Raw genomic sequence first — 13,033 nt, forward strand, 5'->3', positions numbered from 1 at the left:
ACTCCTCATGGCCTTGATCGGCCTTCTCGTAAGTGTCCGTGAAAACGGGGGTGAACCCGGGTGAAGGGGGCGACGCGCAGTCGCACCTCCCCGCGTTTCTCACTCCTCATCTCTCACTTCTTGCAGCAGAAGCGCCCCCTCCCCAACCCTCCCCCGCTGTCCGCGGGGGAGGGAGCTGACGGTCGAGGAGTGAGCGCAGAAGAGTGAGGAGCGAGTGCAAGCAGCGGTGCTGTCGCTCGTTCCTCACTCCTCATCCCCACTTCTCGCCGTAAAGCCCCTTCCCCGCTTGCGGGGGAAGGCTGGGATGGGGGTGCAGCGAGGCGGGCGCCCACACCACACCTCTCGTTTCCCCGCTCTTCATTCCTTGCCCCGCCCGCGCTCACTCCCCGGCGGCGACCCTCAGCCCGCGCGGGCCCGGCCCTTCCGCGGCGGCGGCGTCGCCGGGATTGCGCAGGCGGCAGCGGTTCAGCGAGAGGCACCCGCAGCCGATGCAGTCGTCGAGGGTGTCGCGCAGCAGGGTGAACTGGGCGATGCGTGCGTCGAGCTCCTCGCGCCAGCGCCGCGACAGCCGTGCCCAGTCCGCACGCGTGGGAGTGCGGCCGTCGGGGAGGGTGTCGAGCTGGGCACGGATCGCTTCCAGGGGAATGCCGACGCGCTGCGCGGTGCGGATCACCGCGATCCGGCGCAGCACCTCGCGCGGGTAGCGCCGCTGGTTGCCATGCGTGCGCATGCTGCGGATCAGTCCCTTGCTCTCGTAGAAGTGCAGCGCGGAGACCGCGACGCCGCTGCGCGCCGCGACCTCACCCACGCTGAGCACGTGTGCGGGCATCGCCATGCTTGACCTCAACCAATGTCGAGGTTTCATCGTGCCGCCCTCCCCCTCCGGAACGCAAGCGATGCAGGCTGCGATCCCTCTCCCCAGTCCAGGAACGAGCGTCCGCTCCAGAGCCGTCGTCTACGAGCGCCCGGGCGGCCCGGAGGTGCTGCGCGTGATGCGCGTGGACACGCCCTGGCCACGGGGGCGGGAAGTGCGCGTGCGCGTCGTCGCCGCCGGGCTCCAGCCCTGGGACCTCGCGCAGCGCAGCGGCTGGTTCGCCCTGGGACGGGACGACGACGCCTTCCGCCCGCGGCCGCTCGGCTGCGACTTCGCCGGCATCGTCGAGGCCGTCGGCGACAACGTGCGCGACCTGCTGCCGGGCGACGAAGTACTCGGCTGGAGCGACACCGGCGCGCACCGCGAGCACGTCGTGGTGCCGGAAGCGCAGCTCGTGCGGCGTCCTGCGGGACTCTCCTGGATCCAGGCCGCGGCCCTGGTGGCCTCCGGGCAGAGCGCGCTGGCGGCGCTGGAAGCCCTCGGCGTGGCGCCCGGCGACCGGCTGCTGGTGCACGGCGCGGCCGGCGGCGTCGGCAGCATGGCGGTACAGCTCGCGCGCCTGCGCGGGGCGCAGGTGGTCGGCACCGCCCGCGAGGCCAACCACGACTATCTCCGCGCGCTCGGCGCGACGCCTGTGCGCTATGGCGAGGGCCTGCTGGCGCGCCTCCACGCGCTGCTGCCCTCCGGCGCGGACGCGGCGCTGGACGCGGCGGGCGGCGAGGCCGCGCTGCAGGCTTCGCTCGCCCTGGTGCCCGACCCGGCCCGCATCGGCAGCCTGGTGGACTTCGCGCGGGCCGAGGCGGCGGGTGCGCGCCCGCTCCGTGTCCGCTGCGAGCGCCGGCGCCTGCTCGCGCTCGCCCAGTTCGCGGGCAGCGGTCGCCTGCACGTCCACGTGCGACGCGTGTTCGACCTCGTCGACGCGGCCGCGGCGCACCGGGCGCTGGCGCAGGGCCACGGCTGCGGGAAGATCGTGCTGTGGATGGGCCGTCCGGCAGCGCCCGCGGCGGCCACCCGCCGCCGGCACCGGCGCCTGGCCTGACGCGATCCGCGGGCGGGCGGCGAAGGGGCCCCGGCCTGCAACGCCCGCAGGTTCCCGGCGGCCACGCTCCCGGCGGCGCCGCGCCCCGTACACTTGCGCGATGAACTACCGCCACGCATTCCACGCCGGCAACCATGCCGACGTGCTCAAGCACGTCGTGCTCCTCGGCCTGCTCGACGCCCTGCAGCGCAAGGACACGCCGCTGTTCGTGCTCGACACCCACGCCGGCCGCGGACGCTATGCGCTGGATGCCGGCGACGCGCTGCGGACCGACGAGGCCGCCGGCGGCGTCGCGCGGGTGTTCGAACAGGTCGGCGGCATGCCGCCCGCGGTGGCGCGCTACCGCGCCGCCCTGCAGGCCGCGAACCCCGACGGGCGCCTGCGCGTCTACCCAGGCTCGCCGCTGCTGATCGCGCAGCGGCTGCGTGCGCAGGACCGCCTCGCCTGCTGCGAGGTCCAGGAGCAGGAAGTGACGGCGCTCAAGGCGCTCTTCGCCGAGAACCCCCGGGTGGGCGTGCACGCGCGCGACGGCTACGGCGCGATCCGGGCGCTCACTCCGCCGAAGGAGAAGCGCGGCCTGGTCCTCATCGACCCGCCCTACGAAAGCCAGCTGCGCGAGTTCGACACCATCCGCGAGCACCTCGCCGACGGTCTCGCACGGTGGCCGCAGGGCGTGTTCGCGGTGTGGTATCCGATCAAGACCCGGCGCACGCTCAAGCCCTTCTTCCGCAAGGTCGCGGCGCTGCCGGCGAAGTCCGCGCTGCTGGTCGAACTGCTGGTCCACCCCGACGACTCGCCGCTGCGCATGAACGGCAGCGGCATGCTCGTGCTCAACGTGCCGTGGCAGCTCGACGCAGCGCTGGCGCCGGCGCTCGGCTGGCTCAAGGTCGCCCTGGGCCAGCACCAGCCGGCGACGCGCATGGAGTGGCTGCGCGCGCAGGAGTGAGGCCCGGGCCGGAGCCGCCACGGCCGCCGGCAGGCCCTGTCGCCACCGGATTCCCGTGCCCTGCCGCGGTGGTGCACGGCCACGGTGCAATCCCGGTCGAACCGGGCCGCAGGCCCGTCGGGGCGATACGATCCCGGCCCGCGGCGTCCGGATCAGCGGTACGGGGCGCGGGTGATCTTCATGCGACCGTTGCCGCAGGTGATCTGCATGACCGCATCCGGCGTCCACAGGGTGTCGATCTCGGTCACCGGCGAACGCAGCACCTGCGCCGTCGGATAGTCGGCCGAGGCGGCCTCGAGCACCCGCGCCTTTCCGGCCACGCACGCCTGGAAGGCCATCTCCTCGTCGCGGACGGTCTCCTGCTCGCCCTGCTCGGGGGTGTTCCCGGCCTCGACCATGCGCTTGAGTTCCTCGACCGGATAGCTTTTCGCGACCGCACCGCCACTGACGAGCAGGAGGGCGACGGCGACGACGGAGAGCGGCGAACGGAAGGACATGGGGCACCTCTCGGGGGCGGGCGGTCCATCGTGCCGCGCCTCCGCCGACCCGCAGATAAACGGCGCGCGGCTGACAGGCCGCCGCCGGGGCGCGAAGATGGGCGCTCACGCCGCCCCAGACCGGATTCATGCACAGGACCGGACTCGACGCCCTCTTCCGCCCCCAGTCCATCGCCGTCGTCGGCGGCAGTCCGCGCGAACGCAGCCTGGGGCGCGCCATCGCGGCGAACCTGCGCGCCGGCGGCTTCGCCGGCCGGCTTTCGGTGGTGACGCCGCGCCACCCCGAGATCGACGGCCAGCCGACCGTCCCGCGCCTGCGCGACCTCGACCACGTGCCCGACCTAGTGGTCGTGACCGTGTTCCCCGAACGCGTGCCGAAGGTCGTGGAGGAGGCCGGCAGTCTCGGCGTGCGCGTGGTGGTGGTGATCACCGCCGGGCTGGGCCAGGGGCCGGGCTCGCTGCGCGAGCGGGTGGCCGCCGTGGCGCGGCGCCACCACGTGCGCCTGGTGGGGCCGAACTGCCTCGGCGTGCTGGCCCCCTACGCCAAGGTCAACGCGAGCTTCGCGGCGCATCCGGCCAGGCCGGGCGACCTGGCCCTGCTCGCGCAGTCCGGCGCCATCGTCACCGCCACGGTCGAGTGGGCCAACGCGCGCAACATCGGCTTCAGCGGCATCGTCTCGCTGGGCGACATGGCGGACGTGGACATCGGCGAGCTGCTGGACCATTTCGCGACCGACCCGACCACCCGCGCCATCCTGCTGTACATGGAGACGGTCGGCGAACCGCGCCGCTTCATGTCCGCGGCACGCGCCGCGGCGCGCGCCAAGCCGGTGATCGTGGTCAAGGCCGGCCGGCATGCGGCGGGCGCACGCGCCGCGGCCTCGCACACCGGCGCCCTCGCCGGCCGCGACGCGGTCTACGACGCCGCACTGCGCCGTGCCGGCGTGCTGCGCGTGAACGATCTCGAGGAACTCTTCGCCGCCGCCAACACGCTCTCGCACCTGCGGCCCTTCGACGGCCGTCGCCTCGCCATCCTCACCAACGGCGGCGGCGTCGGCGTGCTGGCGGTGGACCGGCTGATCGATCTCGGCGGCGAGGTGGCCGAACTGTCCTCCGAAACCGTGGCGCGGCTGGATGCCGCGCTGCCCCCCATCTGGTCGCGCGGCAACCCGCTCGACCTGGGCGGCGACGCGGACGCCGGGCGCTACATCGCCGCGCTGGACGCCCTGCTCGACGACGACCAGTGCGACGCGGTGTTCCTGCTGCACACGCCGACCGCGCTGGTCTCGCCGGTCGCGCTGGCCCAGCGCATCGCCGCCCACCTGCGCGCGCGGCGCTCGCCCAAGCCGGTGCTGGCCTGCTGGCTCGGCGAGATCCCGGGTACCCGCGAGCCCTTCGACGCCATCGGCGTGCCCAGCTACCGCACGCTGAGCGGCGCGGTCCGCGGCTTCGTGCACCTGGTGCGCTACCGGCAGTCGCTGGAGCAGTTGATGGCGACGCCGCCCTCGCTGCCCGAGGACTTCACGCCCGACGTGGCACGCGCACGCGCGGTCATCGCGGCCGCACTGGCGCGGGGCGAGCCGTGGCTGGGCCCGGAGGCGGTCGCCGAGCTCTTGGCGGCCTACCGGATCGAGATGCCGCCGGTGGTCCTGGCCCGCGATGCCGACGCCGCCGCGGCCGCCGCCGAACCGCTGTTCCGGCGCTACGCGCACCTGGTCGTCAAGATCAGTTCGCCCGACATCCAGCACAAGTCGGACGTGCGCGGCGTCGCGCTCGACCTCGGGACCGTGGACGAAGTATTCGAGTGCGCGCGCGCCATGCTCGCGCGCGCGGCCGCGCTGCGTCCGGACGCGCGCATCGACGGGGTGGTGCTGCAGCCCATGCTGCGCCACCCGCAGGCGCGCGAACTGATCGCCGGCCTCGGCGAGGACCCGGACTTCGGGCCGGTCGTGCTCTTCGGGACCGGCGGCACCGACGTCGAACTGATGGACGACGCCGCGCTCGCCCTCCCCCCGCTGCACATGGGGCTGGCCCACGACCTGATCCGCCGGACCCGCGTCTCCCGCCTGCTCGACGCCATCCGTGGCCACGACGCGGCGGACCGCGATGCGGTGGCGCTGACGCTGGTCAAGCTGTCGCAGATGTCGGCCGACCTTCCGGAGATCCGCGAGCTCGACATCAACCCGCTGCTGGCCGATGCCGACGGCGTGGTGGCGCTGGACGCGCGCGTGCGCATCGAGGCCGCGCCGTCCCTGCCCGGGCCCAGCGGCGAGGACACCAATCCGCGCTTCGCGATCAAGCCGTACCCGAAGTCGCTGGAGGGCGAGCTGGTGCTGCGCGGCGACCGCCACGTGCGCACGCGCGCGGTCCGGCCCGACGACGAGGACCGCCTGCGTCGCTTCTTCGAGCGGGTCGAGCCGCAGGACATCCGCCAGCGCTACTTCGCACCGGTCAAGCACTTCAGCCGCACCTTCATCGCCCGCCTGACCCAGATCGACTACGCGCGGGTGATCGTCATCATCGCGGTGGACGCCGAGGACGAGGTGCTGGGCGTGGCGCAGATCCATGCCGATCCCGAGCCGGTCGCCGGCGAGCCGCGCGAGGGCGAGTACGCCATCCTGCTGCGCTCCGATCTCAAGGGCCAGGGCCTCGGCTGGCAGCTCATGCGCAAGCTCATCGAGCACGCCCGCCGCGCCGGCCTCACCCGCATCACCGGGCAGGTGCTGCGGGAGAACGAGAACATGCTCGCCATGTGCCGCCAGCTCGGCTTCGAGGTGCAGCCCGACCCGGACGACATCGGCATCGCACTGGTGAGCCTGCCCATCGAGTAGCGCACGACCGCGCGCCGCCTGCGCGGGCGCTGCGTACCATGGGCGCAGGTCCGCGACCGGCGCATCCGATGACCCTGCTGCAAGGCCTTGCCGCGCTCATGCCCGTGCTGAGCGTCTTCGTGTTCCTGGTGCTGCTGCGGATGCCGGCCACGCGCGCGATGCCGCTCAGCCTGCTGATCTCGGCGGCGCTGGCGCTGGCGGTGTGGCGCATGCCTGCGCGCCAGCTCGCGGCGGCCCTGCTCGAAGGGGGCGTGGTCGCGCTGACCATCCTGTGGATCGTGTTCGGCGCCATCCTGCTGTTGAACGTGCTGCGCCGGAGCGGCGGTCTCGACGTGATCCGCGCCGGCTTCGCCGGCATCTCCCCGGACCGGCGGGTGCAGGCCATCGTCATCGCCTGGCTGTTCGGCAGCTTTCTCGAAGGCGCGGCGGGCTTCGGCACGCCGGCCGCCATCGCCGCGCCGCTGCTGGTGGCGCTCGGCTTCCCGCCGCTGGCCGCGGTGGTGCTCGCGCTGGTCTCGGACTCCAGCGCGGTGTCCTTCGGCGCGGTGGGCACGCCGGTCCTGGTCGGCCTCGCCCAGGGGCTGCCCGAGGCGAGCGACGCGCAACTGCGCGAGATCGCGCTCACCGCCATCGGCATCGACCTCTTCGTGGCGTCCCTGCTGCCGCTGATCCTCTGCCTGATCCTGACCCGCTTCTTCGGCGCCGAGCGCAGCTGGCGCCCGGGCTTCGCGGTCGCGCCCTTCGCCATCGTGGGCGGGCTGTCCTTCACCGGCCCGGCCTGGCTGGTGGCGTGGCTGGTCGGCCCGGAGTTCCCTTCCATCCTCGGCGCGATGATCGGACTCGCCATCGTCTGCACCCTCGCGCGGCTGCGCATCCTGGTGCCGGCGACGCCGTGGTTCTTCTCGGAGGCCGACCGCATCCGCGCGACGGCGCACGTCCCGCGCACGCAGGCCCGCATGTCGCTGCTGCGGGCATGGTCGCCCTACGTGCTGGTCGCGGCCCTGCTGGTGCTCACGCGGGTCCCGGCGCTGCCGTTCAAGGACTGGCTGGGCGGCATCGTGATCGCGTGGCCGCGGATCCTGGGTACCGACGTCGCCGCCAGCGTCGCGCCGCTGTACCTGCCGGGCACGCTGTTCGTGCTCGTTGCGCTCGCGACGCTGCGCCTGCACCGCTGCGGCCTCGACACCCTGCGCGGCGCGACGTCCGACAGCCTGCGCCGGCTGCTGCCCGCGACGGTGGCGCTGATGACCTCGGTGCCGATGGTGCGGGTGTTCCTCCGCTCCGACGTCAACGACGCCGATCTCGGCGCCATGCCGATGGAGCTGGCGGGGCTTGCCGCCGCCTCGCTCGCCGACCACTGGGTGTGGGCGGCGCCTGCGATCGGGGCGCTGGGCTCCTTCATCGCCGGCTCGGGCACCTTCTCCAACATGATGTTCGCGGCCTTCCAGCAGTCGCTGGCGGCGCACACCGGCCTGCCCGAGCACCTCGTCCTCGCCCTGCAGATGCTCGGCGCCAACGCGGGGAACATGATCTGCGTGGTCAACGTGGTGGCCGCGGCCAGCGTGGTCGCGCTCGACGGGCGCGAGGGCGAGATCATCCGCTTCACCCTGCTGCCGATGCTCTACTACTGCGCGATGGCCAGCGTGGTCGCATGGCTGGTGTGGCTGTAGCCGCAGGCGCGACCCGCGCAGATCGCGTGCTGCCCCGCAGCAGGAATCACCCCGACTTTCCCTTTCCTTCATGGTGCGTCCACGCCGGCGCGTGACCGAGCGCACGCTTCCGGCATCGGGCAGCGCAGGGACGACAGCGCTGTCATCCGGCGGGTAGTCTCGGCCGCGGCCGACCGCTGGAGGTCCGGCCTCTCCGACACAACGACCACAGGAGCTACGTATGGATCGCGCACGCCTGTTCGCGCTGGGCACCGCCTGCCTCGGTGCCGTCGCGCTCGCGCTGTCGCCGACGGCGCACGCCCAGAACCTGGTCTGGGAAGAGAACTTCGACGGCCCCGGCATCGACGGCGGCACATGGACCTACGACGTCGGCACGGGTTGCCAGATCGGCCTCTGCGGCTGGGGCAACGCCGAGCTGCAGTACTACACCAGCCGCCCCGAGAACGCCCGCATCGAGAACGGCCGCCTCGTCATCGAGGCGCGCCGCGAGACCTTCGAGGGCAGCCCCTTCACCTCCGCGCGCCTCAAGACCGAGGGCCGCCTCCACTTCAAGTACGGCACGCTCGAGGCGCGCATCAGGACGCCCGAGGTCGGCAACGGGCTGTGGCCCGCGTACTGGATGCTCGGCGTGGTCGGCGTGTGGCCGGAGCGCGGCGAGATCGACATCATGGAGGCCGGTTCCGCCGCGGCCATCGCCGAGGGCATGGCCAACCGCCGCATCGGCGGCGCGGTGCACTGGGACTACAACGGCCACAAGGCCGACTACAGCCGCGACTACGACAGCCCCACCGACCTGCACACCGACTTCCGCGTCTACCGGATGACCTGGGACCCGGAGTTCATCCGCATGTACATCGACGACGTCGAGTACTTCGCGTTCGACATCTCGGACCCGGACGGCGCCTCCGTCCACGAGTTCCACCAGCAGCACTACCTGCTCCTGAACGTGGCGGTGGGCGGCACCTACACCGGCATCCTCTCGCCCGATGGCATCACCGCGCCGCTGCCCGGGCGGATGGAGGTCGACTACATCCGCCTCTACCAGGACCACCCGGAGAGCGAGCTCTACATCGGCGGCGATGCGGCGATTCCCGCCGGCCGGTTCGGGGTGTTCACCGAACAGCCTGGCCTCGCCGGCAGCCTCGACTTCGGCGCCGACGCCAACCTCTACCTGTGGAACAACCTGACGCCCATCGACGCCACGCCGTACGAGGGCGGCAACGTGATGGCCTTCCGTGCGAACGCGGGCGAGTGGTTCGGGCTGGGCATCATCGGCGACGTGCGCAACATGAGCGCCTACGCGGGCGGTGCGCTCAGGTTCCACATGCGCACCACCACGCCGGCGACGTTCAAGATCGGCATCAACACCTCGTTCGGCGACAGCTGGGTCGACTTCGTCGACGGCGGCCCGAACTACGGGCTGGTCCGCGACGGCAACTGGCACGAGGTGACCATTCCCTTCGATGCCTTCTACGACCTCGACCTGCACGCGGTGCGGCAGATGTTCATGGTGGTCGCCGATCCCCACGGCGCACCGGTCGAGTTCGCCATCGACAACGTGTACTACGAAAGCCCCTGAGCGCTCCACGCGCACCCGCCCCTTCCCGCTTCCCGGGAAGGGGCTTCGCGGCTACCCGACCGGCCGCGACTTCCTCCACTGCGTGTAGCGGTCGAGGTCCGTGCCGATCGCCTTCAGGCACAGACCGACGATCATCGCGTCGTCCACCAGCCCCAGCACCGGAATGAAATCGGGAATCGCGTCGATGGGGCTGAGCACGTACAGCAGCGTCGCCACCGTCGCCGCGATGCTCGTCCACGGCAGGTCGCGGTACGCGCCCCGGCGGTAGTCGTTGAGCATCGCGAACAGCGTCCGCGCATCGCCGAGGAAGGCCCGCAGCGGCCCCTTCTCGCCGAACTTCGACTGGATCGCCTCGCGCTCGCCGAGCACCCGCTCGATGTCCTCCGGCACCACGCCCCGCGCCCGCCGCATCAGCACCTTCCGCATGCGCCCCAGGATCACCCTGACCATGGCTCCTCCAGATCGATGGAAGGACGACAGCATGCACGTCCCGGCGCCGAAGCGCGCGAAGGCGGCGGTTGGAGGCTGCCGGTCTCGTCCCGCTGGCAATCCCGTCCTCCATTGGCGCACGGGCGCACGCAGCACCGGAAATCCATCGGCCAGCGCCGGAGTCAGGCCGCGCCACCAAGCGGCATCGGCTTGAACGGGTTTCAGCCACCGGGCCCGCCAGCCACATGAAAAGCGACGTTTGCCAGGGCGTGGCCCAGGACGGGTATCAGCAGACTTCGGGTCTTGAAGCGCAGCCAGCCGCCGGCAATGCTGCCAATCATCGGGAACAAGCCTGACATGACCTCGAAGTCGATCGACCCCTGCGAAAAGCTGAGGGCGTGCCAGACACCGAACATCAGGGAGGTCCCAATGATGACGGCCCAGGGGACATCGCTGACGTGAGGCCTGCTGTTGATCAGGCCAAGCAACACCGCCGGAGCGATCCCGCGGTAGACGATCTCTTCGGCAAGTCCAGGCATGGTCGCCTGGAAGGCGAGCGTCTCGGGATCGGCCATACCGGGCTGAAAGATGGCCCCGAGCATCGCACCCCATGCGACGAAACCGGCCAAGGACATCCAGGCGAGCCTGGGATGCTCCTGCCTGAACCTGAAACCCAACGCATCCGGCGACAGCCTCAGGGCGACGATGACCGCGACCGACAGCGCCAGGCTCAAGACCTTCCCGGACCAGTTCCAACGGCCGCCCAGGAAGTCCAGCGCTGGAATGAGATGCGGAAGGCCGGTGACGAAATCGTCCAGGCCCAGATACAACGCGGTTGCTGCCGCAGTTACAGCCGTGACCCGCCTGTCGGCGCGCAGGACGGCAAGCGCCACGACAAGGCAGGTTGCAGCGAAAAGCGCTGAGGAAATTGCAGCGTCCATAGTCCTCCTGGTATCCAACACCAAGCCGCCCCGCCAGAAGGGTTCAGCTCGAACGGACAGTCAGGCTGGCGCATGCAGCATCGTCACGAATCCAGCCGAACCGTGATCACTGCATCGCTCTGCTCGACGCTTGCGCCGCTGAACTCGACGTCCACGCCCGGCGCCTGCAGTCGCACCTCGCCCTCGGGCTTACGCAAGTTGCCGCAGCCATGATGACTCCAGAACGATTACCGCAAGATGTTCATGTGAGGGTTGGAAAAAACGACGCCACGAAGTGGCATCGGCTTGACGAGCTGTCAAGCCCTCCAGCCGACCTGCTGGCCGACCACCTTTCACGCGCCCAAGGAATACTGGCCTAGCAGGAGCCAGGTCATCCCGATCACTGAAACCAGCGTACCGGCTATCCAGAGCTTGGCACCGGTAGGCCTCAGGTACTGAGAAGCCCTCCAGACGGGGCCGGCAGACCAGAACGCCTGGCCTGGGTGGCGAAACCAGATCCAGCTGGCAAAGGACATCGCCAAGCCCACGATGATCACGACGAGAGGTAGGTTCACTGGCTACTTTCCGTGTCGTACAACGCTTGAATTAAGCCGCACCCGCGAAGCGGCGTTGGCCGAATGAATTATCAGGGCTCACCACGCGTACTCCTCGCCCTCATCTCCGACGATGGCTGCGCCAAGCTCCTTTGCGAGTGCAGCGGCAGCCTTGCGAATCGGGTCATGCGCGGAATAACTATTGTCAGGAGAGCGGAAGCTCGCGCGGCCTTGCGAAAAAAAGAACGCGGGCTCCCATTGTCTCTCCTTGCCAAGAGCGCGCGAAAGGAAGCTTTGCGGGAGTGCGATCTCAAGATCGCCTGGAGATCGATCAATCTCTATGATCTCTCCAGTACTTGGATTGACCGTGGCATATGCGGTGGTCCGCAGGCGCAGCGCACCTATGGTTGAAGCAGCGGTGAGCCAGTCCTCAAGCGAGATGTTCGAGCTTGTTCGTTCTATGTGCAGCGAATAAGCCATGATGTTAGCCTTAATATTCTGAATCAGGCCGTGAAGCGGCGTCGACTTTGACGAACTGTCAGACCTCAGCTTACGACGCCGCTGGTCCGAGTGCCGCTTCATGCCTCCGAGTTGAGGAATGCCGCAAGCTCTTCAGGCTGACTGACGAGACTGGCCACATGGTCGTCAATCGCTTCGAGGGCAAGGTAGCTGCCACGCGAGGTAATGAAACGCGCCTCGACTTCAGTAAGCGAGCGACCCAGAGCGTCTTCGCACTTGCCGAGGATGGTGCGTTGCCACTTACGGGCTACAGGATCGCTTCTCATGAGATCTAATGCCTGAACAAGCCGACCGAAGCCCGGCCACCTTGAATGAACTGTGACGCCCGAGCCCGCTTGTACGAGACTTCCGAGCCTTGTTGTCTGCCTGAGTCGCCTCGGCGAGATCGGCCTCAGATGGAACCATGCGTTCAACCAGGACGGTGCCGACACCACAATTTCGATCAGGGCCGCCGCATATTGTGAAACGAGCCGGCAGCCGGCAAGCCCTGCTCCCTTCGAATGGGGCGGCACGCCCCTGCTTTACCGGGCCCAGCGCCTGAGTTAAGCCGCGCCACGAAGCGACATCGGCTTGAATAAACCGTCAGACCTTGCCGCGGACAGCCCCAATAGCAGCCACATATGCTTGACTTCCAACCCCCACCTGGGCCCATACAGGATTGCTCTCGTTGCCAAGACGGTCGTACTGCTCGTCCTCATCCCACAGCGTAATGACCTGATCAGGAAAGCAGTACTCGCAGGGCTCGTAGGTGTGCGCCCCAGACTCTTCCGAAGCAGCAATCAGCGCAAAAAGTTGCGCGGCGGGCAGCGCAAACACGTTCCTGCCCTGGTACCGAACCGTGAAACGCTCATGACAAGACAAGCCAATGAAGGAAATCCGATCATCGGGGCCACATTGTGTCTGAATCGCAGATTCGAAAAAGTAATCCACAGAACCGCGAGACCACTCGAGTGGAAAGCCAAGCGCGAGAAGAGCTTGGCGAGCCTGTACACGCGGGCTGCCAAGCAGGATGGGGCCCGCACCTACGTGCGGCACGAGATCTACGACAACCATCGAATCATCCATGCAAGGTCAAACACCTGAGTCAAGCCGCGTCGCGATGCGGCGTCTTCAATAGTCGGCCCTGAAGAACCCCTCATAGCCAGCAGCCATGCGGCCTGTGGCGCCGAGGGGTC

General features: G+C 69.7%; 12 protein-coding genes. 5 read left to right on the forward strand and 7 right to left on the reverse strand.

Annotated elements, in window-relative coordinates:
• Window positions 1–379: 379 nt before the first annotated feature.
• The gene (gene soxR / locus ACFO3Q_RS07530) at window positions 380–829 is read right to left on the reverse strand and encodes a redox-sensitive transcriptional activator SoxR (protein ID WP_377004044.1); all 450 of its coding nucleotides are present in this window, start codon (window positions 827–829) and stop codon (window positions 380–382) included.
• A gap of 205 nt (window positions 830–1,034) precedes the next feature.
• Between soxR and ACFO3Q_RS07535 the strand changes: the two genes are divergently transcribed.
• Both ACFO3Q_RS07535 and ACFO3Q_RS07540 read left to right on the forward strand, forming a co-directional pair.
• Entirely contained in the window at window positions 1,035–1,913 is an 879-nt protein-coding gene (locus ACFO3Q_RS07535) for an NADP-dependent oxidoreductase (RefSeq protein WP_377004033.1), read from the forward strand.
• Window positions 1,914–2,013: 100 nt separating this feature from the next.
• Window positions 2,014–2,859: a 23S rRNA (adenine(2030)-N(6))-methyltransferase RlmJ gene (locus ACFO3Q_RS07540; RefSeq protein ID WP_377004034.1), complete on the forward strand. Its 846-nt coding sequence runs from the start codon at window positions 2,014–2,016 to the stop codon at window positions 2,857–2,859.
• Window positions 2,860–3,011: 152 nt separating this feature from the next.
• Here ACFO3Q_RS07540 and ACFO3Q_RS07545 read toward each other — a convergent pair whose 3' ends face one another.
• On the reverse strand, window positions 3,012–3,356 hold the full coding sequence (locus ACFO3Q_RS07545; protein WP_377004035.1) for a hypothetical protein: 345 nt from the start codon (window positions 3,354–3,356) through the stop codon (window positions 3,012–3,014).
• A gap of 128 nt (window positions 3,357–3,484) precedes the next feature.
• On the opposite strand from ACFO3Q_RS07545, the gene ACFO3Q_RS07550 reads away from it, so the two are divergent.
• The 3 genes from ACFO3Q_RS07550 (at window position 3,485) to ACFO3Q_RS07560 (ending at window position 9,436) form a co-directional block, all read left to right on the forward strand.
• On the forward strand, window positions 3,485–6,187 hold the full coding sequence (locus tag ACFO3Q_RS07550) for a bifunctional acetate--CoA ligase family protein/GNAT family N-acetyltransferase (protein WP_377004036.1): 2,703 nt from the start codon (window positions 3,485–3,487) through the stop codon (window positions 6,185–6,187).
• A gap of 68 nt (window positions 6,188–6,255) precedes the next feature.
• Window positions 6,256–7,857, forward strand: a complete 1,602-nt coding sequence (locus ACFO3Q_RS07555) for an L-lactate permease (protein ID WP_377004037.1) — start codon at window positions 6,256–6,258, stop codon at window positions 7,855–7,857.
• A 220-nt stretch (window positions 7,858–8,077) separates the two neighbouring features.
• On the forward strand, window positions 8,078–9,436 hold the full coding sequence (locus ACFO3Q_RS07560) for a glycoside hydrolase family 16 protein (protein WP_377004038.1): 1,359 nt from the start codon (window positions 8,078–8,080) through the stop codon (window positions 9,434–9,436).
• A gap of 51 nt (window positions 9,437–9,487) precedes the next feature.
• On the opposite strand, the gene ACFO3Q_RS07565 is transcribed toward ACFO3Q_RS07560, so the two are convergent.
• The 5 genes from ACFO3Q_RS07565 to ACFO3Q_RS07585 all read right to left on the reverse strand — a co-directional run bounded on the left by ACFO3Q_RS07565 (window position 9,488) and on the right by ACFO3Q_RS07585 (window position 12,923).
• The gene (locus tag ACFO3Q_RS07565) at window positions 9,488–9,886 is read right to left on the reverse strand and encodes a YkvA family protein (RefSeq protein WP_377004039.1); all 399 of its coding nucleotides are present in this window, start codon (window positions 9,884–9,886) and stop codon (window positions 9,488–9,490) included.
• A gap of 200 nt (window positions 9,887–10,086) precedes the next feature.
• Window positions 10,087–10,806 carry a CPBP family intramembrane glutamic endopeptidase gene (locus ACFO3Q_RS07570; RefSeq protein WP_377004040.1) on the reverse strand — a complete coding sequence of 240 codons (720 nt, stop codon included), beginning with the start codon at window positions 10,804–10,806 and terminating at the stop codon, window positions 10,087–10,089.
• 632 nt (window positions 10,807–11,438) lie between these two features.
• A complete protein-coding gene (locus tag ACFO3Q_RS07575) occupies window positions 11,439–11,819 on the reverse strand; it encodes a hypothetical protein (RefSeq protein WP_377004041.1) in 381 nt (126 codons plus the stop codon).
• 98 nt (window positions 11,820–11,917) lie between these two features.
• On the reverse strand, window positions 11,918–12,124 hold the full coding sequence (locus ACFO3Q_RS07580; RefSeq protein WP_377004042.1) for a hypothetical protein: 207 nt from the start codon (window positions 12,122–12,124) through the stop codon (window positions 11,918–11,920).
• 316 nt (window positions 12,125–12,440) lie between these two features.
• Complete coding sequence (locus ACFO3Q_RS07585; RefSeq protein ID WP_377004043.1) at window positions 12,441–12,923, reverse strand: hypothetical protein; 483 nt, start codon at window positions 12,921–12,923, stop codon at window positions 12,441–12,443.
• Between the last annotated feature and the right edge of the window lie 110 nt (window positions 12,924–13,033).

Origin of the sequence: Coralloluteibacterium thermophilum, from assembly GCF_042654365.1 — a bacterium.
GTDB lineage: Bacteria > Pseudomonadota > Gammaproteobacteria > Xanthomonadales > Xanthomonadaceae > Coralloluteibacterium > Coralloluteibacterium thermophilum.

What these genes read in the sequence shown, in the direction of transcription:
- ACFO3Q_RS07575 (WP_377004041.1), bottom strand. Translation starts at nt 11,819, where the DNA reads ATGGCTTATTCGCTGCACATAGAACGAACAAGCTCGAACATCTCGCTT.
- ACFO3Q_RS07585 (WP_377004043.1), bottom strand. Translation starts at nt 12,923, where the DNA reads ATGGATGATTCGATGGTTGTCGTAGATCTCGTGCCGCACGTAGGTGCG.
- soxR (WP_377004044.1), bottom strand. Translation starts at nt 829, where the DNA reads ATGCCCGCACACGTGCTCAGCGTGGGTGAGGTCGCGGCGCGCAGCGGC.
- ACFO3Q_RS07545 (WP_377004035.1), bottom strand. Translation starts at nt 3,356, where the DNA reads ATGTCCTTCCGTTCGCCGCTCTCCGTCGTCGCCGTCGCCCTCCTGCTC.
- ACFO3Q_RS07540 (WP_377004034.1), top strand. Translation starts at nt 2,014, where the DNA reads ATGAACTACCGCCACGCATTCCACGCCGGCAACCATGCCGACGTGCTC.
- ACFO3Q_RS07570 (WP_377004040.1), bottom strand. Translation starts at nt 10,806, where the DNA reads ATGGACGCTGCAATTTCCTCAGCGCTTTTCGCTGCAACCTGCCTTGTC.
- ACFO3Q_RS07580 (WP_377004042.1), bottom strand. Translation starts at nt 12,124, where the DNA reads ATGAGAAGCGATCCTGTAGCCCGTAAGTGGCAACGCACCATCCTCGGC.
- ACFO3Q_RS07565 (WP_377004039.1), bottom strand. Translation starts at nt 9,886, where the DNA reads ATGGTCAGGGTGATCCTGGGGCGCATGCGGAAGGTGCTGATGCGGCGG.
- ACFO3Q_RS07560 (WP_377004038.1), top strand. Translation starts at nt 8,078, where the DNA reads ATGGATCGCGCACGCCTGTTCGCGCTGGGCACCGCCTGCCTCGGTGCC.
- ACFO3Q_RS07555 (WP_377004037.1), top strand. Translation starts at nt 6,256, where the DNA reads ATGACCCTGCTGCAAGGCCTTGCCGCGCTCATGCCCGTGCTGAGCGTC.
- ACFO3Q_RS07550 (WP_377004036.1), top strand. Translation starts at nt 3,485, where the DNA reads ATGCACAGGACCGGACTCGACGCCCTCTTCCGCCCCCAGTCCATCGCC.